The organism is Streptomyces sp. NPDC017890 (assembly GCF_044328675.1).
GTDB lineage: Bacteria > Actinomycetota > Actinomycetes > Streptomycetales > Streptomycetaceae > Streptomyces.
Genome location: NZ_JBIRHU010000001.1, coordinates 352514 through 377974 on the forward strand (window position 1 = coordinate 352514; position 25461 = coordinate 377974).

At 74.2% G+C, this 25461-nt stretch carries 22 protein-coding genes and 1 tRNA gene; 12 read left to right on the plus strand and 11 right to left on the minus strand.

Features of this window, described 5'->3' with window-relative positions; translation table 11 throughout:
• Positions 1 to 76 precede the first annotated feature (76 nt).
• Entirely contained in the window at positions 77 to 490 is a 414-nt protein-coding gene (locus ACH4F2_RS01495; RefSeq protein WP_398130645.1) for a globin, read from the plus strand.
• Positions 491 to 702: 212 nt separating this feature from the next.
• On the opposite strand, the gene ACH4F2_RS01500 is transcribed toward ACH4F2_RS01495, so the two are convergent.
• The 3 genes from ACH4F2_RS01500 to ettA are packed head-to-tail and all read right to left on the minus strand — an operon-like array spanning position 703 to position 3463.
• A complete protein-coding gene (locus ACH4F2_RS01500) occupies positions 703 to 1389 on the minus strand; it encodes a hypothetical protein (RefSeq protein ID WP_398130646.1) in 687 nt (228 codons plus the stop codon).
• Positions 1386 to 1796, minus strand: a complete 411-nt coding sequence (locus ACH4F2_RS01505; protein WP_398130647.1) for an acyl-CoA thioesterase — start codon at positions 1794 to 1796, stop codon at positions 1386 to 1388. The genes ACH4F2_RS01500 and ACH4F2_RS01505 overlap by 4 nt, the downstream gene beginning before the upstream one ends.
• Before the next feature lie 2 nt (positions 1797 to 1798).
• Complete coding sequence (gene ettA, locus ACH4F2_RS01510; RefSeq protein ID WP_398130648.1) at positions 1799 to 3463, minus strand: energy-dependent translational throttle protein EttA; 1665 nt, start codon at positions 3461 to 3463, stop codon at positions 1799 to 1801.
• A 525-nt stretch (positions 3464 to 3988) separates the two neighbouring features.
• Between ettA and ACH4F2_RS01515 the strand changes: the two genes are divergently transcribed.
• Positions 3989 to 4423 carry a hypothetical protein gene (locus ACH4F2_RS01515; RefSeq protein WP_398130649.1) on the plus strand — a complete coding sequence of 145 codons (435 nt, stop codon included), beginning with the start codon at positions 3989 to 3991 and terminating at the stop codon, positions 4421 to 4423.
• Positions 4424 to 4484: 61 nt separating this feature from the next.
• Here the strand turns inward: ACH4F2_RS01515 and ACH4F2_RS01520 are convergent, their stop codons facing one another.
• The 4 genes from ACH4F2_RS01520 to ACH4F2_RS01535 all read right to left on the minus strand — a co-directional run bounded on the left by ACH4F2_RS01520 (position 4485) and on the right by ACH4F2_RS01535 (position 10764).
• Entirely contained in the window at positions 4485 to 5891 is a 1407-nt protein-coding gene (locus ACH4F2_RS01520; protein ID WP_398130650.1) for a Cys-Gln thioester bond-forming surface protein, read from the minus strand.
• Between the two features lie 262 nt (positions 5892 to 6153).
• On the minus strand, positions 6154 to 6627 hold the full coding sequence (locus tag ACH4F2_RS01525; RefSeq protein ID WP_398130651.1) for a single-stranded DNA-binding protein: 474 nt from the start codon (positions 6625 to 6627) through the stop codon (positions 6154 to 6156).
• Positions 6628 to 6841: 214 nt separating this feature from the next.
• Entirely contained in the window at positions 6842 to 9151 is a 2310-nt protein-coding gene (locus ACH4F2_RS01530; protein ID WP_398130652.1) for a GTPase, read from the minus strand.
• Positions 9152 to 9156: 5 nt separating this feature from the next.
• On the minus strand, positions 9157 to 10764 hold the full coding sequence (locus ACH4F2_RS01535; RefSeq protein WP_398130653.1) for a dynamin family protein: 1608 nt from the start codon (positions 10762 to 10764) through the stop codon (positions 9157 to 9159).
• A 321-nt stretch (positions 10765 to 11085) separates the two neighbouring features.
• Between ACH4F2_RS01535 and ACH4F2_RS01540 the strand changes: the two genes are divergently transcribed.
• Positions 11086 to 11161, plus strand: a tRNA-Arg gene (locus ACH4F2_RS01540).
• 30 nt (positions 11162 to 11191) lie between these two features.
• Positions 11192 to 12151: a D-2-hydroxyacid dehydrogenase family protein gene (locus ACH4F2_RS01545; protein WP_398130654.1), complete on the plus strand. Its 960-nt coding sequence runs from the start codon at positions 11192 to 11194 to the stop codon at positions 12149 to 12151.
• A gap of 48 nt (positions 12152 to 12199) precedes the next feature.
• Here ACH4F2_RS01545 and ACH4F2_RS01550 read toward each other — a convergent pair whose 3' ends face one another.
• From ACH4F2_RS01550 to ACH4F2_RS01565, 4 genes are all read right to left on the minus strand, one after another.
• Positions 12200 to 13066, minus strand: coding sequence for a tyrosinase family protein (locus tag ACH4F2_RS01550; RefSeq protein WP_398130655.1), 867 nt, complete (start codon positions 13064 to 13066; stop codon positions 12200 to 12202).
• Positions 13050 to 13625, minus strand: a complete 576-nt coding sequence (locus ACH4F2_RS01555; RefSeq protein ID WP_398130656.1) for a tyrosinase cofactor — start codon at positions 13623 to 13625, stop codon at positions 13050 to 13052. The genes ACH4F2_RS01550 and ACH4F2_RS01555 overlap by 17 nt, the downstream gene beginning before the upstream one ends.
• 83 nt (positions 13626 to 13708) lie before the next feature.
• Positions 13709 to 13990 carry a hypothetical protein gene (locus tag ACH4F2_RS01560; RefSeq protein WP_398130657.1) on the minus strand — a complete coding sequence of 94 codons (282 nt, stop codon included), beginning with the start codon at positions 13988 to 13990 and terminating at the stop codon, positions 13709 to 13711.
• Positions 13991 to 14198: 208 nt separating this feature from the next.
• Positions 14199 to 14951, minus strand: a complete 753-nt coding sequence (locus ACH4F2_RS01565; protein ID WP_398130658.1) for a hypothetical protein — start codon at positions 14949 to 14951, stop codon at positions 14199 to 14201.
• Between the two features lie 505 nt (positions 14952 to 15456).
• Between ACH4F2_RS01565 and ACH4F2_RS01570 the strand changes: the two genes are divergently transcribed.
• From ACH4F2_RS01570 to ACH4F2_RS01605, 8 genes are all read left to right on the plus strand, one after another.
• The gene (locus ACH4F2_RS01570; RefSeq protein ID WP_398130659.1) at positions 15457 to 16776 is read left to right on the plus strand and encodes a glycosyltransferase; all 1320 of its coding nucleotides are present in this window, start codon (positions 15457 to 15459) and stop codon (positions 16774 to 16776) included.
• Positions 16773 to 18203, plus strand: a complete 1431-nt coding sequence (locus ACH4F2_RS01575; RefSeq protein WP_398130660.1) for an exopolysaccharide biosynthesis polyprenyl glycosylphosphotransferase — start codon at positions 16773 to 16775, stop codon at positions 18201 to 18203. The genes ACH4F2_RS01570 and ACH4F2_RS01575 overlap by 4 nt, the downstream gene beginning before the upstream one ends.
• A 5-nt stretch (positions 18204 to 18208) precedes the next feature.
• Complete coding sequence (locus ACH4F2_RS01580) at positions 18209 to 19822, plus strand: O-antigen ligase family protein (protein WP_398130661.1); 1614 nt, start codon at positions 18209 to 18211, stop codon at positions 19820 to 19822.
• Positions 19819 to 21555, plus strand: coding sequence for a murein biosynthesis integral membrane protein MurJ (gene murJ, locus ACH4F2_RS01585; protein ID WP_398130662.1), 1737 nt, complete (start codon positions 19819 to 19821; stop codon positions 21553 to 21555). The genes ACH4F2_RS01580 and murJ overlap by 4 nt, the downstream gene beginning before the upstream one ends.
• Before the next feature lie 97 nt (positions 21556 to 21652).
• Complete coding sequence (locus tag ACH4F2_RS01590) at positions 21653 to 22342, plus strand: polysaccharide deacetylase family protein (RefSeq protein WP_398130663.1); 690 nt, start codon at positions 21653 to 21655, stop codon at positions 22340 to 22342.
• A 1-nt stretch (position 22343) separates the two neighbouring features.
• Positions 22344 to 23504 (plus strand): glycosyltransferase, encoded by a 1161-nt coding sequence (locus ACH4F2_RS01595; protein ID WP_398130664.1) that lies wholly within the window; start codon positions 22344 to 22346, stop codon positions 23502 to 23504.
• Positions 23501 to 24220, plus strand: coding sequence for a lipopolysaccharide biosynthesis protein (locus tag ACH4F2_RS01600; protein ID WP_398130665.1), 720 nt, complete (start codon positions 23501 to 23503; stop codon positions 24218 to 24220). The genes ACH4F2_RS01595 and ACH4F2_RS01600 overlap by 4 nt, the downstream gene beginning before the upstream one ends.
• 122 nt (positions 24221 to 24342) lie before the next feature.
• Positions 24343 to 25437, plus strand: coding sequence for a GNAT family N-acetyltransferase (locus ACH4F2_RS01605; protein ID WP_398130891.1), 1095 nt, complete (start codon positions 24343 to 24345; stop codon positions 25435 to 25437).
• Positions 25438 to 25461: the final 24 nt, after the last annotated feature.

Consider the following 25461-nt stretch of genomic DNA (forward strand, 5'->3'; position numbering starts at 1 on the left):
GCCTCCACAGTACGGGCCCGGTGGCGGACGGTGGGAGGTCCTAAGCCTCAAGTCCTATGTCCACGCGTCTGAGACCATGGACGACGTGAATGAGATTCGGCGCGGCACGCTTCAGGAGCAGACCTTCTACGAGCAGGTCGGCGGGGAGGAGACCTTCCGCCGGCTCGTCCACCGTTTCTACCAGGGGGTCGCCGAGGACCCGGTTCTGCGGCCGATGTACCCGGAGGAGGACCTCGGCCCGGCCGAGGAGCGTTTCGCGCTCTTCCTGATGCAGTACTGGGGCGGCCCGACGACGTACAGCGACAACCGCGGTCATCCGCGGCTGCGGATGCGCCACGCCCCCTTCGTCGTCGACCGGGCGGCGCACGACGCCTGGCTGAAGCACATGCGGGTCGCCCTCGACGAGCTGGGGCTCTCCGAGGAGCACGAGCAGACGCTGTGGAAGTACCTCACGTACGCCGCGGCCTCGATGGTCAACACCCCGGACTGACCGGCGCACCCGGCTGACCGGTACACCTGCGCTGATCACTGATCAGCGCAGGTGACGCACGGGTTCCGGTCGCCCGAACTGGAACCCGACCACATCGCCGTACGCCCGGACGACAGTGACCGGGACCGGGACCGAACGACGGGAGGCACGTCGACGACCGCGCGCCACACGCCACACGCGCCACGCGCCACGCGCCACGCGCCACGGCAGGCTCAGCGCACGCTGATGCCCAGCGCCCCGGTCCCCGCCCGGCGCAGGGCGACGGATCCGTAGGGCGTGCGCAGGCGCAGCCACGCGCCCGAGGAGAACAGCTTCGGGGCGTCGTCCTCGCCGGACGCCCCCGTGGGGCGCAGGAACCCCAGTGACTGGGCCGCGTGCACGGCCCGCACCGGCAGCCCCGTGTCCCCGACCGTCCGGGACCACATCTCCCGCCCGATCCGGTCCAGCTCCGCCCTGGTACGCCGCTCGGGCGCCAGCTGTGCCGTGCGGGAGCGGAACTCCGCCACCGCCGCGGCGACCAGCGCGCGCAGGGCGTCCGGGCCGGGCAGCCCCGGCTCTGGCCGCCAGCCCCCGCGCGGGGGCAGCACCCCGGCCCACGGCGGCCCGGTCACCGCGCCCGGCACACCGGCGGTGGCCGCCGGCTCATCCACCGTCTCCAGGAGCTCACCGGCGGACACGGTCACGTCCAGCGTGACGTCGAGTCCGTCCTCGTACGGTTTGGCCAGCCGCACCGCACGCACGGCCAGGACCTCGAAGGAGGGCGGCCGGCCGAAGACGGCGAGGGCCGTACCGGCCGCCTGCAGACGCACCGCCGCCGAACGGTCGTAATGGATCAGCCGGGAGAGGAAGGCCGCGAGATCCGCGGCCTCCCCCTCGTCGGCCAGATGGAGCACCGTCATGCGGCGACGGCCTCCTCCTTGTCGTCCGTGTACTCCTGAAGGAACTCCCGTTCCTCCGCGGTGATCCGGCGGGGCCGCTGCGTCTCGAAGTCGAACGGCACGATCACCGTCGAGGCGCGGACGTAGACCTGGTCGCCGTCCTTGACCTCGTAGGTGAGCGTGAAGGAGGCGGCCCTTATCTCCGTGACCCACAGCTCGATGTCCACCGGGTGGTGCCGGTGGACGAGCTGCCGCTTGTAGTCGATCTCGTGGCGCGCCACCACGGACCCCTGCTTGAAGTCTTTCTCCGGGCGGAACAGGAAGTCGATACGGGCCTCCTCCAGGTAGCGGAGGAAGACCACGTTGTTGACGTGGCCGTACGCGTCCATGTCCGCCCAGCGCAGTGGGCAGCGGTAGATGTGCCGCAAGATCAGCCCCGGGTCAGCTTCTTGTAGGTGGCGCGGTGCGGACGCGCGGCGTCGGCGCCGAGCCGCTCGACCTTGTTCTTCTCGTAGGACTCGAAGTTGCCCTCGAACCAGAACCACTTGGACTCACCCTCGTAGGCGAGGATGTGCGTCGCGACGCGGTCGAGGAACCACCGGTCGTGGGAGACGACCACGGCGCACCCGGGGAACTCGAGCAGCGCGTTCTCGAGGCTGCTGAGGGTCTCGACGTCGAGGTCGTTGGTCGGCTCGTCGAGGAGGAGCAGGTTGCCGCCCTGCTTGAGGGTGAGCGCGAGGTTGAGGCGGTTGCGCTCACCGCCGGAGAGCACCCCGGCCGGCTTCTGCTGGTCCGGTCCCTTGAACCCGAAGGCGGAGACGTACGCCCGCGAGGGCATCTCCACCTGACCCACGTTGATGTAGTCGAGCTCGTCGGAGACGACGGCCCAGAGCGTCTTCTTCGGGTCGATGTTCTCGCGGCTCTGGTCGACGTACGAGATCTTGACGGTCTCGCCGACCTTGATGGAACCGGAGTCCGGCTCCTCGAAGCCCTGGATCATCTTGAAGAGGGTGGTCTTGCCGGCGCCGTTGGGGCCGATGACACCGACGATGCCGTTGCGCGGCAGAGTGAAGGAGAGGTCGTCGATGAGGACCTTGTCCCCGAAGCCCTTGCTGAGGTTGTTGACCTCGACGACGACGCTGCCCAGACGCGGGCCCGGCGGGATCTGGATCTCCTCGAAGTCCAGCTTCCGCATCTTGTCGGCCTCGGCGGCCATCTCCTCGTACCGCGCGAGACGCGCCTTGGACTTGGCCTGCCGCCCCTTGGCGTTCGACCGCACCCACTCCAGCTCGTCCTTGAGCCGCTTGGCGCGCTTGGCGTCCTTCTGGCCCTCGACCTTGAGGCGGGTCTGCTTGGTCTCCAGGTACTTGGAGTAGTTGCCCTCGTAGCCGTGCAGCCTGCCGCGGTCGACCTCGCAGATCCATCCGGCGACGTTGTCCAGGAAGTACCGGTCGTGGGTCACGGCCACGACGGTGCCCTCGTACTTGGCGAGGTGCTGCTCCAGCCAGTTCACCGACTCGGCGTCGAGGTGGTTGGTGGGCTCGTCGAGCAGCAGCAGGTCGGGCGCCTCGAGCAGCAGCTTGCACAGCGCCACGCGGCGCTTCTCACCGCCGGAGAGGTTCACGACGGGCCAGTCGCCGGGCGGGCACCCGAGCGCGTCCATGGCCTGCTCCAGCTGGGCGTCGAGGTCCCAGGCGTTGGCGTGGTCCAGCTCCTCCTGGAGCTTGCCCATCTCCTCCAGCAGGGCGTCCGAGTAGTCGGTCGCCATCTGCTCGGCGATCTCGTTGAACCGGTCGAGCTTGCCCTTGACCTCGGAGACACCCTCCTGGACGTTCTCCAGGACGGTCTTCTCCTCGTTCAGCGGGGGCTCCTGCAGCAGGATGCCGACCGTGTAACCGGGAGACAGGAAGGCGTCCCCGTTCGACGGCTGCTCGAGCCCCGCCATGATCTTCAGAACGGTCGACTTACCGGCACCGTTCGGTCCGACCACGCCGATCTTCGCGCCGGGCAGGAAGCTCAGGGTGACATCATCGAGGATCACCTTGTCGCCGTGCGCTTTGCGCGCCTTGCGCATGGTGTAAATGTACTCAGCCAAGAGAAACCGTCCGGCAGCTTGATCAGGCAGTGGGCAGATACACCCCATCTTGCCGCACCGCCACCCCTGGGAGGAAACGCGTTCGGCGCGGCGGCCCTGACCTGGGGTTTCCCGGATGGCGCCTGAGCCTCACCTGTCACTGCCGGTCGCCGTCGGCCGGCCTCGGTCCGCCCTCGCACGCCCCGGGGACGGCCCAGGGACGACCCAGCCCGCGGGTGCCGCTCCCCCACCGCGCCGGCTCAGCGGGTGACCGTGACCAGCACAGCGGAGCAGCCCCTCGTGCTGTCGCCGAAGCCCCGGCGTGGCCTCGCCGCGCGCGGCGAGGACCTTGCGTGACATGAGCTTGCGGTGATGGCTCCGCCTACGCCGCGGCACGTCTCGGCTCGCCGGTGCGGACTCCACGACTCGGCCACTGTCACTGTCATGTCATGAACGTGTCCCGAGCGCGATCAAGAGGCAACTGGGGCGACCACACCCCCTGTCCGAGAGGACAGAAAGCCCCACGCAGAGGAATGAGACACCAGCATGCGCACTCGGAAGATCTCGGTACTGACCATGACCGCAGTGGCCCTCAGCCTGGCGCTGACGGCGTGCGACAGCGACAGCGCCGGCAACACCTCCTCCTCTGCGAGCAGCTCATCGGCGGCGGTCGCGAGCCCTGCGCAGTCCGACACCGCGGAGGGCAAGTCGTCGGGCGCACCCGCCAAGTCCGACACGAAGTGCACGGACCGGCTCGACTACACGGGCGACCCGCGCCCCAACGCCGAGATCAACTCCATCGGCGAGGACACCGGCACCTGCCCGCCGGCCCAGAAGTCCGACGGGGCGACCGGCACACCGAAGAACCCCGACACGAAGTGCACGGACCAGCTCGACTACACGGGCGACCCGCGCCCCAACGCCGAGATCAACTCCATCGGCGAGGACACCGGCACCTGCCCGCCGGTCGAGCAGAAGTGAGTTGACGACCGTCGCGGAAGGCAGGAGCGCCGGAGCCTGCCCGCGGCCTGCCGCCCGGCTGTCACTGTTCGTTCTTCCTGCGGAGGAACAGGAGGACCGCGCCGCCGATCACGACCAGGCCGATGGCCGCGCCGCCGATCAGGGGCGTTGCCCCGGAGCTGCCGGTTTCGGCGAGGTTGGGGTTCTGGGTGGGGGTGACGACCGGGGCGGGGGCCGGTTCGCCGAGGGGGCGGGTGGTGTCGGCCAGGGCGGCGCTGCGGGTGCGGCAGTCGAGGACGCCCGCGAAGCGTCGCTCGAAGCCGGCCGGGCCGCGGATGGTGAAGTCGTAGGCGCGGTCCTCCGGCAGCGGGACCGTCACCGTCCGGGTCTCACCGGCCGCGATGGTGTACTCGGTGTCCAGGAGCTCGAAGGTGTAGGGCTCGTCGCCCTCGTTGACCGCGGTGATGTCCAGGGCGCCCTCGGCGCAGTTCTCCGTCGCGGACAGGGCGGGTATCGCTCCCCGGTCGGCCCACGAGGCGGTGGCCGTCGCCGCGACCGTGGACTCGCTGGAGCCGGCCAGGATCTGGGTCTGACTGCGGCTCTCGGAGGCGAAGGCGCGGCCGACCGGCACGGTCGTCGAGGCCTGGACGGCCAGCTCGGCGGTGCCGGCCGCCGCGTCACCCGGCACGTCGAAGAAGATCTGGGAGCCGTTGGTGACGGAGGTGACGGGCCGGCCCTGCTTGTCGACGATGCGCACTCCCCCGGCGGTGGCGTCCACCGGGGGTGTCACCGTCGCGCCGCCGGCGTTGGTACGCACCGTCACCGGGCCGAGCCGCTCACCGGGGCGGCCCGAGACCGCGGGCGGGTCCAGGGTGAGGGACGCCGCGGGCTCCGCGAGGTCGCGGGCGTTCTTCTCCAGGTAGTCGGCGAGCCGCTCGGCCTGGGGGTCGACGGCCTCGACGTCCGTGTCGTCCGAGTAGCGCCAGACGGCCACCTGCGTGCCGGCCGCCGCGTCCTGCTCGGTGAGTGCGCCGCGGACGCCCGCCTTCTTCGCGAGCGCGGCGAGGTCGTTGACCTGGGGGTAGGAGTTCTGCAGGATCCAGCGGATGCGGCCGGCGTCCTTGTTGGTGCCCAGCGACGTGCCGCTCCAGGGCGTCTCGTGGTATCTGGCGTCCGCCTGCGTGGGGTTCTGTAGGTCGACGCAGTACGTCTGCAGCATGCCGCCGCCCTCGACGGACATCTCGAACAGGCCGGCCGGCACCTCGTGGTCACCGTCCGCCCCGTGGACGACCGCGACGCCGTGCGTCTTGAGTCCGCCGATGGTGGCCGTCGCTCCGCCCTGCCCCTGCGCCGCCGCGCCCTGGGCGGCGACTGCCGGGCCTGCCCCGGTCACCACGCCCGCGGCGGCGAGCGCGGACACCAGTGCCGCGGTGGCGAGTCGCGCCACCCCTCGACCGGGCAGAGACAGGGCAGCGAGCGAAGAAAACACCAAATTCCCCTTCGAGCAGGACCCGTTGACGTGGGGGGCACGGTCCCACCAGCAGAATCACCAGCCCCGCAGGGCTCGTTCGGCATCCTAAGGACGTGACGCGCCGCGCTTGCCGGTGATGTTCGTCCACACGGTGATCCGACTCGGAATCGTTATCGCCGACAAGCCTGTGAGCAGGGCTTATCGACAAATCCACCCGGGTTCGTCCGGGGCGCATTCGTCGATAAGCCGCACTTCGGTCAGTTCCGGCGGACCGTCGGCTTCACGCCACCGCTGCGGCGGGTTCCGGCCGCTGTTCGGTGGTGTCCGTGTCGTCCGGATGCCCGGCCGGTGTCTCCCAGTCGGGCTCCGGCCGCGGTGGGGAGACCGCCGTCTCCGCCCTGCCGGTGCGCCGGAACGCCGCGGTGCCGCGTGAGAGGTCGTGGCCGATCGCCACCGCGTCGATGTCGGCGGAGGTCCAGTTCTGCCCTTCGCGCACGTCCGTGCGTACTTTCAGCCGGCCCTGCACGATGACGGGTTCGCCCACCGCCAGTGACGCCGAAGCGTTGGCGGCGAGCTGCCGGTTGGCCCACACCGTGAAGAAGTTGGTGTGGCCGTCGGTCCAGGCGCTCTTCTCGCGGTCCCAGTAGCGTGCGGTGACCGCGAGCCGGAACCGCGCCGACGGACCGTTGGCCAGTTCCCGGAACACCGGCCGCGTGGCCACGTTGCCCACGGCGCAGATCATCGTCTCGTTCATCGCGAGTCCTCCCTCCCGTACGGGCCCGTCCCGTACGGCTGCGTCCGGCGCGGCGGTGCCACGTTCCAGTGCACCGCCACCGCCCGTGACGACCGCGTCCGTGGCGATCGCCGCGAGGCCAGACTGCCCCCGTCCGGGCCGGGTCCGCCGAGGGCTGTGGACCACCGCGTCGCCTGTGGAGAACTCCGCCACCCGTGCGGGTGTCCGCCCCCACCTATCTCGCCGTGGCTCCCACCCCCGCGACCCGCCCGTACTGCTCCCGCACTTCCCGGTACCGCAGCAGTTCCGCCGCCAGCGGGTCCAGCACCCGGGCCCGGCCGCATCCCCCGGCCGCCTCCCGCAGCAGGCGTTCCGCCTCGTGGCCGTAGCGCCGTGCCGGTCCGCGTGCCGCGATGCGACAGCTCCATTCGATGAGGGGCCCGCCGATGATGCCGGCCATCATCAGCAGCGCCGGCACGCCCAGGTTCGGCGACATGAAGCCGATGATCTGGCCGAGCAGCCACAGGCCGCCCACCACCTGGAGGAGGGTCATGGACGCCTGGGCCAGTACGGCCACCGGCCACCATCCCGGCCGCGGCGGACGCCCCGGCGGCAGCCCCGTGCGCACCGCCAGCTCGTCGAGGGCCTCCGGCAACCCCTGGGCGCCCCGGACGGCCGCCTCGCGCATCGCCTGCGCCCACGGCGCCGGCAGCCCGGCCGAGGCCCGGTCGGACACCGTACGCACGGCCTGCTCGACGCGTTGCCGGGCCGTGGCCTCCTCGTCCGCCTGGGCGCGCAGGGAGAGCAGTCGCGCGGGGGGTTCGCGCCGATCGCGGTGCCAGCGCCACAGCCGCAGCCAGGGTGTGCCGCACGCGCGGTTGGCGTTGCGCAGCCAGGCGCGTTCGGCGGCCTCTCCGGCCGCGGTGGCGCCGACCGCGTCCGCGAGCCGGTCCGCGAACTCCTCCCGCGCCTCCTCGCTGAGCCCGGTCCGCCGCCCGGTGACGTACACGGGCCGCAGGCGCCGGGCGGCGGCGTCCACGTCGGCCGCGATCCGGCGCGCCGGGGCCTGCCGTTCGGCGACGAACTGGCCGAGCGTCTCGCGCAGTTCGCCGATGCCGTCGCCGGTGAGCGCGGACAGGGCGAGCACGGTCGCGCCGGGTTCGTCGTACTCCCCCAGGGCGATGCCGTCCTCGTCGAGCAGCCGCCGCAGGTCGTCGAGGACCTGTTCGGCGGCCTCCCCGGGCAGCCGGTCGACCTGGTTGAGGACGACGAAGGTGACCTCCGCGTGGCCGGCCATCGGCCGCAGGTAGCGCTCGTGGAGCACGGCGTCGGCGTACTTCTCCGGGTCGACGACCCAGATGACGGCGTCGACGAGCGCCAGGATGCGGTCCACCTGCTCGCGGTGCTGCACGGCCGCCGAGTCGTGGTCGGGGAGGTCGATCAGGACCAGCCCGCGCAGCGGCGAGTCGGCGTCCGGGTGCTGCAGCGGGCGGCGGCGCAGCCGGCCGGGGATACCGAGCCGGTCCAGGAGGCTGGCCGCGCCGTCGCTCCAACTGCACGCGATGGGCGCGGCGGTGGTCGGCCGGCGGACGCCCGTCTCGGAGATCGTCACCCCGGCGAGCGTGTTGAACAGCTGCGACTTGCCGCTGCCGGTCGCGCCCGCGATGGCGACGACGGTGTGCTGCCCGGAGAGCCTGCGCCGCGCGGCGGCCTCGTCGAGGACCCGGCCCGCCTCGGCCAGCGTCCCGCTGTCGAGCCGGGTACGGGAGAGCCCCACCAGCTCGCGCAGCGCGTCGAGCCGCGACCTGAGCTGTCCGTCGTACGCCAACGGCATCAGGGCCGCGGAACTGGCGGGCCTGCTCGGCACCACGGCGAACTGCTCCGCCCCGCCGTTCTCGTCCACCCGCCGCGCGATCAGCCCGTCACCCCAGGCGCCTCCTCCGTCCCCGGTAACGGAACCGGAACCGGGGGCGGTGGCGGTGGCGGTGGCGGTAGCGGAACCGGACGAACCGCCGGGCGCGCGCTCCGACCCCGCCGCACGGTCCCGTCCGGCCACGTCCGCCGTACGTTCCCGGCCCGCCGCACGGTCCCGGCCCGCCGCACGCCCCGGGTCCGCCGTACGGTCCCGGCCCGCCGTACGGTCCCGGCCCGCCGTACGGTCTCGGTCCGCCGTACGCCCCGGGTCCGCCGCACGCCCCGGGTCCGCCTTGGCGGCTCTGCGCTCCGTACGATCCCCGCGCTCGTCCCCGGGTTCCCGGTCCCGGTCCCGGGCCGTGCGGCGGGACGTCCCGCCGTCCCGCACGCGTGCTCGCTCGCTCACGCGGCCCCGCGGACGCGGTCCCTGCCCGGCGTCCCTGGTGGCGTCCTGTCGCGCGGCGTCCTCCTCGGCGGCCCGCTGCGGACCACGGCCGCCCCCGGTGCCCCCGTGGCCTCCCTGACCTCCCTTGCGCCCCTGGCCTCCGGAACCTCCCTGGCCCGCCTGGCCTGCCTCCTCCGTCGTGTGGTCGGTGTGCTCGGTGGGGTCCTGGTCAGTGACGGCGGTCACCGCGGTCACCTCTCCTTCTGCAGTACGGACAGCGCGGCGATGAGTTCGGCCTGTGGTTCGGGGTGGACCTCCAGCCCGTCGAGCGGCGCCATCCGGCGCTCGCGCTCGATGTGCACGACCCGGTCCACCTGTTCGTCGAGCAGACGCCCGCCCCGGTCGCGCAGCCGCAGCGCGCCGTGGGCGCCGATCCGCTCGGCGAGCCGCTCCCCGGCGCTGCGCGCGCGCCGCCCGCCCAGCAGCACGGTGGCGACCAGCGCGGCGACCACCCCCGGGTCCGGTGCCATGCTCCGGTCGAGCTCGCGCACCTCGTCCTCGGCGTACTCCTCCAGCTCCCGCCGCCACCGCCGTACGGCCACCCCGATGCGGTGCTCGGCGCTCTCCGGCGCCGGGTCGTGGTCCGCGAGTTCCGGTGCGGCGGCCGCCGGTTCGCGCCGCCACGCGTCGTCGACGCGTTCGTCGGCGGCGGTGACGGCGCACAGCAGCAGTGCGCTCAGGCTCTCCATCAGCGAGTCGAGGAGTTCCTCGGGGGAGCAGTCGAGGGGGAAGGCCCGCCACCGCTTCAGCGCGTCCCCGGCGAGCACGGCCCCCGCCTGCAACCGCCCCCGCACGCGCGCGTGCTCGCCGTCGTACGCGGCGTCGACGGCCGCGGTGAGCCTCAGCGCGGCGGCGTACTGCGCGGCGGTGGCGCCCGCCAGTTCGGGCATCCGGGATTTGAGGGAGTCCAGGATGCCGTGCGCCGTACGGGCCATGGCGTGGTGCCGGGCTCCGAGGTCCTGTGCCCGGTGGACGAGCCAGGACCGCAGCGGCGCCACGGCGCTGGCCGGCAGCAGCCCGCCGCCCCACGCCGACTCGGGCAGTTCGGGCACGGTGAAGCGGGGGACCTCGCCGAGCCCGGCCTTGGTGAGCAGCGCCCCGTACTGCCGCGAGACCTCGGACACCACCTGGTGGGGCACCCGGTCGAGGACGGTGACCAAGGTGGCGTCGTACTCCTTGGCCGTGCGCAGCAGCTGCCAGGGCACGGCGTCGGCGTACCGGGCGGCTGTGGTGACCATCACCCAGATGTCGGCGGCGCAGATCAGCTCGGCCGCGAGGACGCGGTTGTCGGCGACGAGGGAGTCGATGTCGGGCGCGTCGAGGAGGGCGATGCCGGGCGGCAGGGTGTCGGCGGTCTCGATGCGCAGCACGCGCGCGGGGTTCTCGCCCGGCAGGAGCAGGTCGTCGTCCGGGTCCCGGTGGGGCACCCACACGCGCGTGAGGTCGGGCAGCACCCGCATGCCGCTGAACCAGTGGTGGTCCTCCGGATGGCAGACCAGCACCGGCGTCCTGGTCGTGGGCCGCAGCACCCCCGCCTCGCTGATCCGCCGCCCCACCAAGGAGTTCACCAGCGTGGACTTCCCGGCGCCGGTGGATCCGCCCACCACGGCCAGCAAGGGCGCTTCGGGCTCCTTCAGCCGGGGCACCAGGTAGTCGTCGAGCTGTGCGAGCAGTTCGTCGCGGTTGGCTCGCGCGCGTGGGGCCCCCGCCAGGGGCAGCGGGAAGCGTGCGGCCGCGACACGGTCGCGCAGGGCGGAGAGTGCGTCGAGCAACTGAGGCCGTACGTCCAAGGTCACCACATGTGAAGAATGCCCAATTTCAGGGGAATTCTGAAGCATATGAGCATGTCTGCGCGCCGACCGGACACTTCGGACGGAAGGGACTACTGGGACGTGAGACGACTCCAGGCATAACGAGTGCACAACACCCGATGCGCGAGACGCCAAAAGCGATGCACGATTCGTACCTGCCTGCGATTATCAGGACCGCTTCACCGAACCTCCACATCGAGCCACGGAGGGGAAGCAGCAGGGACATGGAGCCGGGAGCCCTATCCTTGTCCCCGGCACCGTCACGGATCAGCCCGCACCCGGGCACCACGACCGAGGCCACCACACCAGGCCCCCGTAGCTCAGTGGATAGAGCAGGCGCCTTCTAAGCGCTTGGCCGCAGGTTCGAGTCCTGCCGGGGGCGCCACTGCCCGTTTGGCGGGAGGGACCGGAGGACGTGCGACTGCGCTGCGCGGTGCTCGACGACTTCCAGCGGGTGGCGACCGAGGCCGCCGACTGGTCCCCGGTCGCCGACGACGTGGACGTCGTGTCCTTCGACACCCATTTCGACGACGAGGACGCCCTCGCCGCCGCGCTCGCCGACGCCGACATCGTGGTCACGCTGCGCGAACGGGTGCCGTTCCCCGGGTCACTGATCGCCCGGCTGCCCCGGCTGAAACTGATCGTCGCCTCCGGCATGCGCAACAGCGTCATCGACTACGCCGCCGCCGACGCGCACGGCGTCACCGTGTGCGGTACGGCCTCCTCCTCGGCCCCGCCCGTGGAACTGACGTGGGCCCTGCTGCTGGGGCTGGCCCGCGGCATCGTCCAGGAGAGCGGCGCGCTGCGCCAGGGCGGGCCCTGGCAGCAGACCGTGGGCGCCGACCTGCACGGTCGCCGGCTCGGACTCCTCGGCCTGGGGAAGATCGGCAGCCGCGTGGCACAGGTCGGTCTCGCCTTCGGCATGCGGGTGAGCGCGTGGAGCCAGAACCTCACCCGGGAACGCGCCGAGGAGGTCGGCGTGGAACTCGCCCCTTCCAAGGAGGAGCTCCTGCGGGCCGCCGACTTCGTCTCCGTCCACCTTGCGCTCGGCGACCGCACCCGCGGTCTGCTCGGCCCCGCGGAACTGGCGCTGCTCAAGCCCACCGCCTACCTGGTCAACACCTCGCGCGCGGCGATCGTCGACCAGGACGCCCTGCTCGCCGCGCTGCACGGGGGCCGGATCGCCGGCGCGGGCGTCGACGTCTTCGACACCGAGCCGCTGCCCGCCGGCCACCCGATGCGCACGGCTCCGCGCCTGCTGGCGACGCCGCACCTCGGCTACGTCTCGCGCGCCAACTACGCCACGTACTACGGCCAGGCGGTCGAGGCGATCCGGGCCTACCTCGCGGGCTCGCCCGTACGCCGCCTGCCCTGAGCAGCCCCGGCCTTCCCGGCCCGGGGCTCCCGCGTCCGCGCCGTTCGCTCAGGCGTAACGGTAGATCCGGCTGTGGTCCTCCAGGTCGTCCGGCGACACGTCCCACGGCGGCAGCCGCTCGTGCCGCGCGACGATCCGGCCGTGCTGCGCGGCGCCCCGGCCGGGCGGCTCGGCCGGCAGGTAGCGGGTGTCGGCGTGCCGGGCCTGCCAGCGGGACCACTGGAGGTCGACGAAGGCGTGGTGCAGCCAGAACACCGGGTCGTTGACGGAGGCACCGCCGACCATGGCCCCTCCGACCCAGCGGTGCACCCGGTTGTGGTTGCGCCAGGAGACGCTGCCGCGGCCGCTCCCCCACCCCTCCAGCTTGTTCCGGAATCCCTCGCGCGCCGTGGAGTCCCAGGGCGCGGTGTCGTACACCGGGTCGTCGAGCGCCCACTTCAGGTCGCTGCTCGTGGGCAGCGCGATGGGATCGCCGGAGCGTCCGAGGTCCCGGGTGAGGTACTCGGTGTCGGTGACGTTCTCCCTGATGGTCCAGTTGCCCTCGGCGTGGGCGAACGGCCCGGTGGTCACCCGGCGGTCGGAGCGCCGCCCGGTGCCGCCGAGGAGGTCGGCGGTCCAGGGAGAGGACGAGGTGGTGCGGTCCTTCGTCCAGTCCCAGTACGGCACCGTCACCGACGAGTCGACCCTGCGCAGCGCCTGCTCCAGATCCAGCAGGAACCTGCGGTGCCAGGGCAGGAAGGACGGGGCCATGTGGGCCGTACGCAGCCCGTTCTCGCCGTCGGAGACGTAGTACGCGAGGTGGGTGCGCACGAACTCGTCGTACTCACCGCGCCTTTTCGTCTCCAGCAGCGCGTCGACGAACCGCCGCTTCTCGGTGCGGGTCAGTGTGCTGACGTCCTTACGCGTGTACGCCACGGCGCCCCCCGGAGTGGTGCAGGCCGCCACCGGCCGGCGCGTCGCGCGGGTACTCGCCGGGGCCGAGTTCGTCGACGGCGCCTCGGGCCGCGGCAAGGGGGGTGGGGTACGACCGGTAGTGGTCGATCATGCTCAGCCAGCCGCCGTCCGCCCGGCGCATCAGGTGCAGCGGCCGGCCGTCCACGGTGACGTGCCAGGTGCCGGCGCCGACGGCGTGCCCCGTGGTGGACCTGGTGCCCCGGATGCGGCGGCCGCGGTAGGTCTCGTCGAACTCGGCGCTCGCGGACGGCTCGGCGGCGTGCGGCTCGGGCCGCGCACCTGCCCCGGCGGGGGCGGGCTTCGTGCCTCCCGTGCTTCCCGTGCCCTCCGCGCACTCGGTGGCGTCGGACGGCGGGAAGGGGCGGGACGCCGCGATCAGGGGCGTCAGTGTCACGGCGAGGGCCGGGGCGAGCAGCCCCCGCAGCATCCGGCGCCGTGTTCCGTGCCCGGGACCCCCTCTCGCGGGGCCCGCCGCCTCCCGTTCCGCGCCGCTCACTGCTCCGCCCACGTCGACGATCATGGCTCGCTCCTCGTCCGGTCCGGTGATCCGTTCCGTTAACGGAGCGGCGGGCCCCGCGGTCACCGATCGCAGGGCCGTGCGGGTCAGCCGCCCAGCGGGAGGCCGCCGAGCAGTCCCTTTCCGGAGTTCAGCCGCTTGGTCGTGTCCTTCACGGCGTGCAGCACCGAGTCCTTGTTCTCGGTGTCGGGCGCCTTCGACCGGCGCTTCGACGGCTTCACGTCGGTGGAGTCCTCGGTGAGCGCGTTCACGACGCTGTCGAGGTTGCTGGGCGCGTGGTCGGCGGTGCCGTGGGCGAACGCGGGCGCGGCGGAGCCGGCGATGACCAGGGACCCGGCAACGACAGCGACGGCCTTGAGGGACTTCATCGTGTTCCTTTCTTCGGCGACTCACGTCGCCCGAGGAAATGCTGACGCCCTGCCCAACGACCTCCGTCGGGCGTGGAAACCCCGTGCTCGGAAGACATATGAGATATCGAACTGCGCAGAGTGCGGGGAACCGCCGGCACCGGAACGGAGAAGGCCGTTGCGCCGCCCCCGGAAGGGCGACGCAACGGCCCGGTTCGCCGTGCGGGCGTCAGGAGGGGTTCGCCGGCTGCGGGTTCGCCGGTACCGCGGCTTCCGGCGCGGCGGCTTCCGGCGCGCTCGGCAGGGCGGGCAGCCCGGCCAGGTCGGCGGCGGGCAGCCCGCTGCCGACCAGCGTGGCGGCGACGACGTTGACGACGCCGGTCACCACTTCCTCCATGGCCGGACCCACCTGTGCGGCGGTGCCGGAGACGGTCGCCTTGAGCAGGGCGTCGATCTGCTCCTGCAGGGCAGCGTTCGCGGTGGCGGTCAGCTCGGCCGCCGCCGCGGTGCCGTCACTGTTCTGCGCGGCGACGGGCGCCGGCAGGGTGACCGGCGTCTGGGGCGCGGTCACGGCCGGCGGCTGGGCCGGCGTGGTGGTGCCCGGCGTGGTGGTGCCGGGGGTGGTGGTGCCCGGAGCGGTCACCACCTCGTCGGCGTCCGTGTCCGCCCCCTCGGCCTTGGCGAGGGCCTCCTTCACGGCGGCGGCGAGCTTGTCCGCCTCCTCGGTGGACAGACGGCCGTCGTCGGCCTGGAGTACGGCGTTGAGCAGGTCGGTGACCGGCGTGATCACTCCGCCGAGGCCGGCCAGACTGCCGACCTGGTTCAGCAGTTCCGCGGTGTCGGGGAGGGGGGCCTGGGACGCCGCGCGGGTGTGTTCCCGGACCGATTCGCCGTCGGCCGCCATCACCGCCGGACCGGAGAGGCCGATCAGCAGGCCGGCGCAGAGAGCGGAGGTGGCGATTCGCCGTGCGGACAGACGCATGGGGGTTCCTTTCGGTGGTGCGTCGGGTGTTGTGCCCACCGTGGAAGCGCCCATGGCGCTCTGCAACCGAGCGGTGACCGGGAGCGTCGGCCCGATTTCCCCCGTGTCGGCGTTCTACCTGGTGAGACGCCCTGTCAAGGTCCGCGCGCCGTGTCGCCACCCGCACCCCCCATTCGGGGCAGCGCACCGCCGTCCGAGCGGCGGCCGCCGCGCGGCGACGCGCACCGGCCGCCGACGCGTGCCGCCGGCGTGAGCCGTCCGCCGAACGAGTGATCTCAGGGGAGGGCGACATTCACCGATCCAACACACTCATCCGGTTTCACCGGATTGGCGCGGATAGCGGCTAGAGTCCCACACCATCCGGCGCAACCCCGTGCAGCCCTGCGGGACATCGGCCAAGGGCACCCTCCGAAAGGCTCTCCGAAGCTCCTTGTCGCGACCGGTGCCCTGCGGTGAGACGCGTTCCCGCCCGCCCCGAGCATTTCCCCTGAGCGAGGAAACGCGTATGCACCTGCCACCGACCGACTCCCCGCCACGGGTTCTGCACGTCACCCAGCCGGTGGACGGCGGGGTCGCCCGAGTCGTCAAAGACCTGACACGGGCTCAGGTCGCCGCCGGGATGCGCGTCACGGTCGCCTGTCCCGACGGGGCCCTCGCGGACGGACTCCGGTCGCTGGGCGCCGACGTGCGGCACTGGCCGGCGACGCGGTCACCGGGCCCCCCGCTGGTGCCGGAGGTGCGGCGACTCGCGGGCGTGATCGCGGACGTGCGGCCCGACCTGGTGCACGCGCACAGCGCGAAGGCGGGTCTCGCCGGCCGGCTCGCCGTACGAGGCCGTGTTCCGACCGTTTTCCAGCCGCACGCCTGGTCGTTCGAGGCCGTCGGAGGGCCCGCCGCGGCCCTCGCGCTCGGCTGGGAGCGGTGGGGGACGCGGTGGGCGGCGCGGACGGTGTGCGTGAGCGAGGCGGAGCGGCTGCGAGGGGCGCGGGCCGGGATCCGCGGACGGTGGGCGGTGATCCCGAACGGCATCGACCTCACCGCCTTCCGCGACGACGCCGTCGGAGGCCGGGGCGGCGCGAAGGACGCGGAGCCGGCGCGGCTGCGGGCCGGCGCCGGCCCGCACAGCCCGCTGGTGGTCTGCGTGGGCCGGCTGTGCCGGCAGAAGGGGCAGGACGTCCTGCTGGCTGCGTGGGGGCCGGTCCTCGCGCGCGTGCCGGGAGCCCGCCTGGTACTGGTCGGTGACGGACCGGAGCACGCCCGGCTCGCCGCGCGTGCCTCGGCGTACGGATTCCTCGGCGACGGGGGTGCGAGCGCCGCGGCGTCCGTGCTGTTCGCGGGTGCCGTCGCCGACGCCGCCCCCTGGTACCGGGCCGCCGACCTGGTCGTCCTGCCCTCCCGCTGGGAAGGCATGGCGCTGGCCCCGCTGGAGGCGATGGCCTGCGGACGGCCCGTGGTGGTGACCGACGTGGACGGTGCCCGCGAGGGCCTGCCGCCCGCTCTCGCGCCGCACTGCCTGGTACCGCCGGAGGATCCGACGGCGCTGGCCGGCGCCGTCAGCGGCCTGCTGCTCGACGCTCCGCTGCGTGCGTCGCTCGGCCGCCGCGGGCGTGCGCACGTCCTGTCGACGCACGACGTACGGCTCACGGCCGGGGCCGTCGCGGCGGTGTACCGCGCCCTCCTCCGCGACGGGCGGACGGCCGGACCGCGCCCCCTCCCCGGCCACCGGCCGGCATCCACGGCGCCCCACCTCTCCGGCGACCGGCCGGCGGCCGTGGGGCGGTCGTCCGTCGTGCCCATCGAGTACAGGGAGTCCACGCACCCATGACCGCGGAAAGCACCGTCCCCGCCCCCGCCGGCCGGCCGGGCGACCCGGGCTCTTCGTCCCCCGTCTCCGTACTGCCGCCGCGGGCCGGCGCCGCGGGCCTCCGGTTTTCCGCCGGGCGCCCCGCACCGCGGCCGGACTCCCCGCTGCCCCTGCTCGTCGCGGACGGCACGGCGGCCGCGCTGCCGGGCCCGCTGGTCCTGACCGGCGTCCCGCACCAACCGCTGCTCGCGGCCCTGCTGGTCGCCGCCGCGCTGCTGCTGCGACCGCGCCCGCGCAGACGGCTGCCGGGCCTGCTGGACGACCTGCCCGCCCTGTGCGGCCGGATCGCGGTGGTCTGGCTGGCGCTGGCGGCGCTCGTCGCGGCGTACGCCCCACCGCACGCGTTGTCCGCCCGCACGCTGCTCCTCGGTTTCCTGCTGCACGCGGCGACGGGCTGCGCCGGCCGGGGTGTCGTGCACCGGCGGCGGCGTACCGCGCTGCTGAACCACCCGCACCCGGCCCTCGTCGTCGGCCCCGCCGTGACCGCGCAGCGCGTGGCCTCGGCGGTGCTGCGCCATCCGCGCTGCGGGGTGCGCCCCGTCGGGATCGTCACCGACGACCCGGGCGGCACCACCGGCCTGCCCGAGCTGACCACGGGAGAGGAGGTGCGGCGGGCGGTCGTGCAGAACGGCGTACGGCACGTACTGGCCGTGCACCCTTCCGTACCGTCCCGGCAGGGGCCGCTGCTGCGGGCGCTGGCCGAGTCCGGCTGCGTGGTGTGGGAGGTCGACGCGGACACCCCCGCGTACCCGGGCCGGGACCGGATCGCCGGGTTCTCCTTCCGGTGTCCGGACCCGGGCGCGCGGCGGCCGGGCAGGGCCGGCAAGCGGGTGCTGGACGTGACGGTGTCCGGAGCGCTGTTGCTGCTGCTGAGCCCGGTGCTCGTGGCGTGTGCGGCGGTGCTCAGGGTCGTCGGCGGCCCCGGCGTACTGTTCCGGCAGGAGCGCGTCGGCATGGACGGCAGGCCGTTCACGCTGCTGAAGTTCCGGACCCACCGCCCGGCCGACGAGCACGAGTCGGCGACCCGGTGGAGCGTGGCGGACGAACGGCGGATGCCGTGGTTCTGCCGCTTCCTGCGCCGCACGTCCCTCGACGAACTGCTCCAGCTGTGGAACGTCTTCCGGGGCGACATGAGCCTGGTCGGACCCCGCCCGGAACGGCCCTACTTCGTGACGCAGTTCAGCCGGACCTATCCCGGTTACGCCGCCCGTCACCGGGCCCCGGCCGGCATCACGGGCCTGGCCCAGATCAACGGGCTGCGCGGCGACACCTCCATCGAGGACCGGGCCCGCTTCGACAACGCCTACATCGACGACTGGTCCCTGTGGCAGGACGTCTGCATCCTGCTGCGCACGGCCGTCGCGCTCGTGCGCCCCACCGGGAGCTGAGCGAGGTGTCCCAGGCCCTGCCCCGGTGGTCCGCCGCGCGCGTACGGCGGCTGCCGCCCGTGCTGGCCGTGGCCGCGGTCGTCGCGCTGCTCGCCCTGCCGGTCGCACCGGGCGGCGTGGGCGGCGCGCACCCGGCCGACGCGGTCTCCGCGCTGGTGGTGCTGTACTGCGCGCTGCGCCTGGTACGGGACCGGCGGCGCCCCCTGTCCCGCACGGCGGCCGTGGTGCTGGGCCTGCCCGTGCTCGGGCTGGCTGTCGCCGCCATGGGCGCGGTGTCGCCGGGGGCCGGGCTCACCGGGCTCGGCCGCTACCTCCAGGTCTTCGTCCTCGTCCCCGCCGCCGTGCTGCTGCTGATCCGCGGCCGGGACGACGTACGGCTGCTCGCCTGGTCGATGGTGGGGCTGGCGGTGTGGCAGGGGGCGGTCGGCGTACACCAGTACGTCACCGGGACCGGTGCCTCGTACCAGGGCGAGCAGATCCGGGCCGTGGGCACCTTCGGGCCGCAGGACGTGATGGGGATGGCCACCGTGGTCTCCCTGGGGCTCGTCTGCGCGGTCGGGCTGGCGCTGGGGCGGCATCCGGGGACATCCGGTCCATCGACGCCCTCCACTCCATCGGCACCATCGATGTCCTCCACGCCGTCCACGCCCTCGACACCATCGATGTCCTCCACGCCGTCCACGCCGTCGACACCATCGGCGTCCTCCACGCCCTCCACACCATCGGCGTCCTCCACGCCGTCGACACCGTTCACGCCGTCCGTACGTCAGCGCGCGCTCGCCGCCGGGTGCGCGCTCGCCCTGCTGCTGCCGCTCGCCCTGTCCTTCAGCCGCGGGGCGTGGATCGCCACGGCGGTGACGTGCGCGGCGCAGCTGCTGCTCGCCGGGGTGCGCAGGGCGCTCACGGTGGGGGCTGCCGTGGTCGCGGCGGGGGTGGTGCTGGTGGGCGGGTTCGGGGTGGGTACGGCGATGCTCCAGGAGCGGGTCGGCAGCATCACGCAGGTCACCGACGCGCCCGACCAGTCGGTGACCGACCGCTACACGATGTGGGCGGCGGCGGCCGGCATGTGGCGCGAGCGGCCGCTGACCGGCACGGGCCTGAAGGGTTTCCCCGAACACCGGGACGGACACGCGTCGCTGGCGCTGTCCTCGGGCAGCGAGACCGACGGCGCCGGTGCCGGATACCGCAGGCAGCCGCTGCTGTCCCCGCACAACATGTACCTGCTGGTCCTGGCCGAACAGGGGCTGCTCGGGCTGCTGGCGCTCGCGGGGAGCTGGCTGGCGCTGCTCGTCCTGGGGCTGCGCAGGCTCCGTGCGGTCCGGCGTTCCGCGCGGCCCGGAGCGCCGGACTGCGCCCTGGTCGCCTGCGGGCTGCTGGTGTGGCAGCTGACCGACTTCGCGTACGCCGACATCGGTGGGCCCTCGACCGTGCTGACGGCGGTGTGTCTCGGGCTGGCGGCGTGGTGGGCGCTCGGGTCCGGGACCGGTTACGGCGCCGATTCCGGGGCCGGCTCCGGCACTGACTCCGGGGCCGGGCACGGCACTGACTCCGGGTCCGGGCACGACGCTGACTCCGGGTCCGGTCACGGGTCCGGAGCGGAGGAGGTGCCGGCGCGGTGAAGGCGACCCGGCTTCCCTCGGCGGGCGGGGCGTCCGTCCCCCCGGCCCGGGCCGTCGCGCCGCCCGCGGACACCGCGGCGGCCGCCGAGGGCCGGTCCTCCCAGGGCTTCCTCGCCCGGGCCGCGCTGCTCACGGCCGTACTGTCGGTTGCCGGGTCGGTGCTCGGACTGGCCCGGGACCAGGCGCTGGCCCGGCTGTTCGGGGCCGGCAGCGAGACGGACGCCTTTCTCGTGGCGTGGACGGTGCCGGAGTTCGCGGCGACGCTGCTGATCGAGGACGGGCTGGCCTTCGCACTGGTCCCGATGTTCAGCCTGGCCCTGGCCCGCCGCGCGCGGGGCGCCCCCGGCGACCCGGTCCGCGCACTGGTCGCCTCGACCCTGCCCCGGCTGGCGCCTGCCTTCGTCGCGGTCGGCGCGCTGGTCGTCGCCTGCGCACCCCAGTTGGTCGGGGCCCTGGCGCCGGGGCTGCCCGACCACGCCCTCGCCGTGGACTGCACCCGGCTCACCGCCACCTGCGTCGTCAGCTTCGGGCTGGCCGGGTACTGCAGCGCCGCCCTGCGGGCGCACCGCCGGTTCCTGGCGCCGGCGGCGATCTACGTCGCCTACAACACCGGCATCATCACCGCGATGTTCCTGTTCGGCGGGCGCTGGGGGGTGCGCTCGGCGGCGGTCGGGGTCGCGGCGGGCGGCTTCCTGATGGTGGCGGCGCAGTTGCCGTCACTGCTGCGGCAGCTGCGCCGCCGGGACGGCGGCGAGCAGCCGTCGGCCGTCGGGGAAGAGGCCCGTCCGCTGGCCCTCGCCCTGTTCACGACCGTCCTGCTCTTCGCCCTGTGCCGGCAGTCCCAGGTCCTCATCGAGCGCTTCCTCGCCTCCGGGCTCCCCTCCGGCGCCATCTCGCACCTGAACTACGCGCAGAAGGTGGCCCAGATCCCGATGACGCTGTCGCTGATGCTGTGCACGGTCACCTTCCCGGTGGTGGCCCGGGCGATGGCCGACGGCGACACCGAACGGGCCCGCGACCGCGTCGAGCGGGACGTGGCGCTGGCGGCCGGCCTGGTGCTGCTGGGCGCGGCCGCGGTCGTCGCCTGCGCGCCGCAGCTGGCCGGGCTCCTCTTCCAGCGCGGCGCCTTCACGGCGGCCGACACGGCGGCGACCGCGAGCGTCATGCGCGTGTACGCCCTCGGGCTGCTCGGGCAGACCGTGGTGGGCGCGCTGGCCCGCTCCTACTTCTCGGCGGGCCGCGCCAGCTGGTACCCGCTCGGCGCGATGGCCGTCGGCATCGCCGCCACCGCCGGCGTCGGCGCGTGCGCGGTCGGCCCGTGGGGTGTGACCGGCATCGCCGCCGCCAACGCCGCCGGCATCACCGTCACCGCCGCCTTGCTGATCGCCGGGATGGGCCCGCGCAGCGTCCCGGTCCGCGTCCGGCGCGTCCTCGGCGACCTGGGCAGGCCGGTGGTGGCGGCGGCCGTGGCGACCGTCGCGGGCGCGCTGGTCGCCGACCGCTTCGCCGCTCCTGCCGGTTCTCCGGCCGCCTCCCTCGCCGCCGGCGTGGCGACCGTCGTCGGCGTCTTCGTCCTGCTCGGCCGGGTCCTGCGCGTCCAAGGCGTCGCGCCGGCCCTCGATTTCGTCCGCTCCGTCACACAAAGGCTCCCCCATGGCCGCATCCGCCTCCGCCCCCGTCCCCGCCTCCGCCCCCGTCCCCGCGCCCGCGCCCGATTCCGTAGATTCCGCTGACGCCCGCACGCACCCCGGCACCCGCACCCGCACCCGCACCCGCACCGACCCACGCACCGACCCACGCACACGCCCCGGCGTCGTCCCCTGGATCGCGATGTACCACTCGGTCGGCGACTGTTCGGACGACCCGTACCGCATCACGGTCACGCCCGACCGGCTGGACGCGCAGCTCGGCTGGCTGCGGCGACGCGGGCTGCGCGGGGTGTCGGTCGCCGAGCTGCTGGCCGCCCGGGCCCGGGGCGGTGGCCGCGATCTGGTGGGGCTGACCTTCGACGACGGGTACGCCGACTTCATCGAGCACGCGCTGCCCCGCCTGCGCCACTGGGGCTGCGGGGCCACCCTCTTCGTACTGCCGGGCCGGCTCGGCGGCGACAACGCCTGGGACCCGCTGGGCCCGCGCAAGCCGCTGCTGACCGCCGACGGCATCCGGTACGCCGCCGCCGAGGGCATCGAGATCGGCTCGCACGGGCTCACCCACGTCGACCTCACGAAGGCGGACGACACCGCGCTGAAGGCCGAGACCGCCGACAGCAGATCACTGCTCTCGGAGTTGATCAGTGCTCCGGTCAGCGGCTTCTGCTACCCGTACGGCACGGTCGACGCCCGCGCCGCCGACGCCGTACGGGCAGCCGGATACGCCTACGGCTGCGCGATCGACCCCGGCCCGCTGACCGGCCCGCACGCCCTGCCCCGTGTGCACGTCGGCCAGCGGGACACGACCGTACGCCTGCTGCTGAAGACCCGGCTGCACCGCCTGCGCCGCCGTTGCGCGACGGGGGTGTGAAGTGAAGGCCCTGCACATCATCACCGGCCTCGGCGTGGGCGGCGCCGAACAGCAACTGCGGCTGCTGCTGCGCCACCTCCCCGTCGACTGCGACGTCGTGACCCTCACCAACCCGGGCCCGGTCGCCGACGGGCTGCTGGCCGACGGCGTCAAGGTCGTCCACCTCGGCATGACCGGCAACCGCGACCTGGCCGCACTGCCCCGTCTGACCCGGATCGTCCGCACCGGCGGCTACGACCTCGTGCACACCCACCTCTACCGCGCCTGCCTCTACGGCCGGCTCGCCGCCCGCCTGGCCGGCGTCCGCGCCGTCGTCGCCACCGAACACTCCCTCGGCGACTCCCAGATGGAGGGCCGTCCGCTCACCCGGGGCGTCCGCGCCCTGTATCTGGCCGGGGAGCGGCTGGGCAGCGCCACGGTCGCCGTCTCCCCCACCGTCGCCGGCCGGCTGCGGCGCTGGGGCGTGCCCGCGCCCCGCATCGAGGTCGTCCCCAACGGCATCGACCTGGCCCGTTTCCGCTTCGACCCGGTCGCCCGCCTGCGCACCCGCCGCCGCCTCGGCCTGCCCGAAGGCGCGTACGTCGTCGGCGGCGTCGGCCGGCTGACCGAGGGCAAACGGTTCGACGTACTGGTCCGCGCCCTGGCCCGGCTGCCGGACGACTGCTGGCTGCTGCTGGTCGGCGGCGGCCCCGAGGAACACGCCCTGCGCCGCACCGCCCACGAGGCCCAGGTCGCCGACCGGGTCCTGCTCACCGGCGAACGCCCCTACGCCGGCGACGGCTCGCCGGGCCCCGACCTGCCGTCGCTCGCCTCCGCGATGGACGTCCTGGCCTCGCCGTCGCCGGAGGAGGCCTTCGGCCTGGCGGCCGTGGAGGGCCTGGCCTGCGGGCTGCCCGTGCTGTACGCCTCCTGCCCGGCGATCGAGGACCTGCCCCCGGCGGCCGCGCCCACGGCCCGGCAGGTCAGGGGCGGCGAGGAGGAGTTCGCCCGCGCCCTCGCCGAGGTCCGCGCGGCCGCCGGTCCGGGCCCCGGCCCGCGCACCGTGCCCGAGGCCGCCCGCCACTACTGCGTCACCCGCAGCGCCGCCCAGCTGATGGGCGTGTACGCGACCACCCTCACGCACCCGTCGTCCCCGGCATCCCAGGGAGTGAGTTCCGCATGACCGAGCCCCTCACCCGGCCACCGGCCGACCCGGCGGCCGCGATCCCCGCCGGCCGGCCCACCCGTCCGGCCCGCGCACGCACCGCCCTGCGCCGCGTCCGGACCCGGACGCGGACTCTCCCGTCCGGGGCCGCGCTCGCGGCCGGTGCCCTCGCCGGCGGACTCCTCGGCGCCGGCTACGGCCTGGTCACCGTCCCGCAGTACACAGCCACCAGTTACGTCGTCGCCGTCCCCACCGACGAGTCCGACCCGGCGTCCGCGCTGGGCTTCGCGCAGGCCTACGGCCGGGTCGCCACGCAGCTCGCGGTACTGGGGGACGCGCAGATGTGGGCGGGCGTTCCCGTGGCGACGCTGAAGGAGAGCGTCCGCACGGCCACCTCCCCGGACGCGCCGATGGTCTCGGTGACGGCCACCTCCTCCCGGCCCGGCGACGCGGCCGACATGGCCAACGCGGTCTCCCGCGCACTGACCCGGCACGCGGAGACCTCCGCCGACGACACCCACGTGGAGCTGCGGCAGTTCGCGCGCGCCACCGCGCCCACCGAGGCGTCCTCGGCCTCACCCGCCGTGACGGGGCTGGTGGGCGCGAGCGCGGGCGGTCTGCTCGGCGGGCTGGCGCTGCTGGTCCGGCCCCGCCGGGCCGCGCGGGGACCCGGCCGCACGGCGACGGCCGTACCCGGACCCGCCTCGGCGGCCGACGTCCGCGGACAGCTGTGACGTACCCCCCGGCGTCCCCGACGACGTCCCCGACGACGTGTCCGGCAACGCATCCGACGACGTGTCCGGGCGCGCACCCGCAGGCGGGCCGGACGCCGCCCCCGGCGACGTACACGACCGAGCTGGTCACCGACGAACGCGGCTTCGCCGAGCTGGCGGCGGACTGGGGGCGGCTGTACCGCCGGTGCGCCGCCGCGACGCCGTTCCAGAGCCACGCCTGGCTGCACTCGTGGTGGCGGTCGTACGGCGGGCGGGGCCGGCTGCGGCTGCTGCTGGTCCGCGACGGCCGCGAACTGGTAGCCGCCGCGCCGCTGACGCTCGTACGGCGTCCGGTGCCGGCACTGGTGCCGCTGGGCGGGGCGATCTCCGACTACGGGGACGTCCTCCTGGACGACGAGCGCGGACCGGACGCGGTGGCCGCGCTCACCGAGGGCCTGTCCGCGGCGGCCCGCACCGCGCTGATCGACCTGCGCGAGGTACGGCCGGGCGCCGCCGCCGAACGGGTCTACGACCACTGGCGCGGACCCCGGCGCCGGGTGCCCGGCTCGCTCTGCCTGGAACTGCCCGCCCTCCCGATGGACGAGCTGATCACCCGGCTGCCCTCGGCCAAGGCCCAGCAGCGGGTGCGCGCCAAGCTGCGCCGGCTGGACGCGCTCGGCGTCAGCAGCCGGGCCGTCCTCCCCGGCGAGGTGGACGCGGCGCTGCGCAGGCTGCTGGAGCTGCACCGGCTGCAGTGGCAGGGACGGCAGGTGACCGGTGAGCACCTGCGGACGCGGTTCAGCGAGCACCTGGTGCGGGCGGTGGGGCCGATGGTGCGTTCCGGGGACGCGGTGGTCACCGAGTTCCGGATGGACGACGAGGTGGTGGCCGTGGACGTGACGCTGCTGTCGCGGCGGCTGGCGGGCGGCTACCTGTACGGCGCCCATCCCCGGCTGCGGGAGCGGAAGGCGGACGTGGCGGTGATGCTGCTGGGCGCGTGCGCCGAGCACACCCGCGCCCCGGAGCGCGGCACGCTGAGCCTGCTGCGGGGCAACGAGCCGTACAAGCACCACTGGCGCCCGGAGCCGGCGTGGAACCAGCGGCTGCTGCTGGCCCGCCGGCGCACGGCCCCGCTGCTGTCGGCGGCCCTGTGCGACGTCGCCGCGCGGCGGTGGGGCAAGGAGCTGCTGAACCGCCGGCGGGAACGGAAGGAGTCCGGTGGTGGCGGCAGAACCTGACCGGCCCCGCCGCCACCGCGAGCC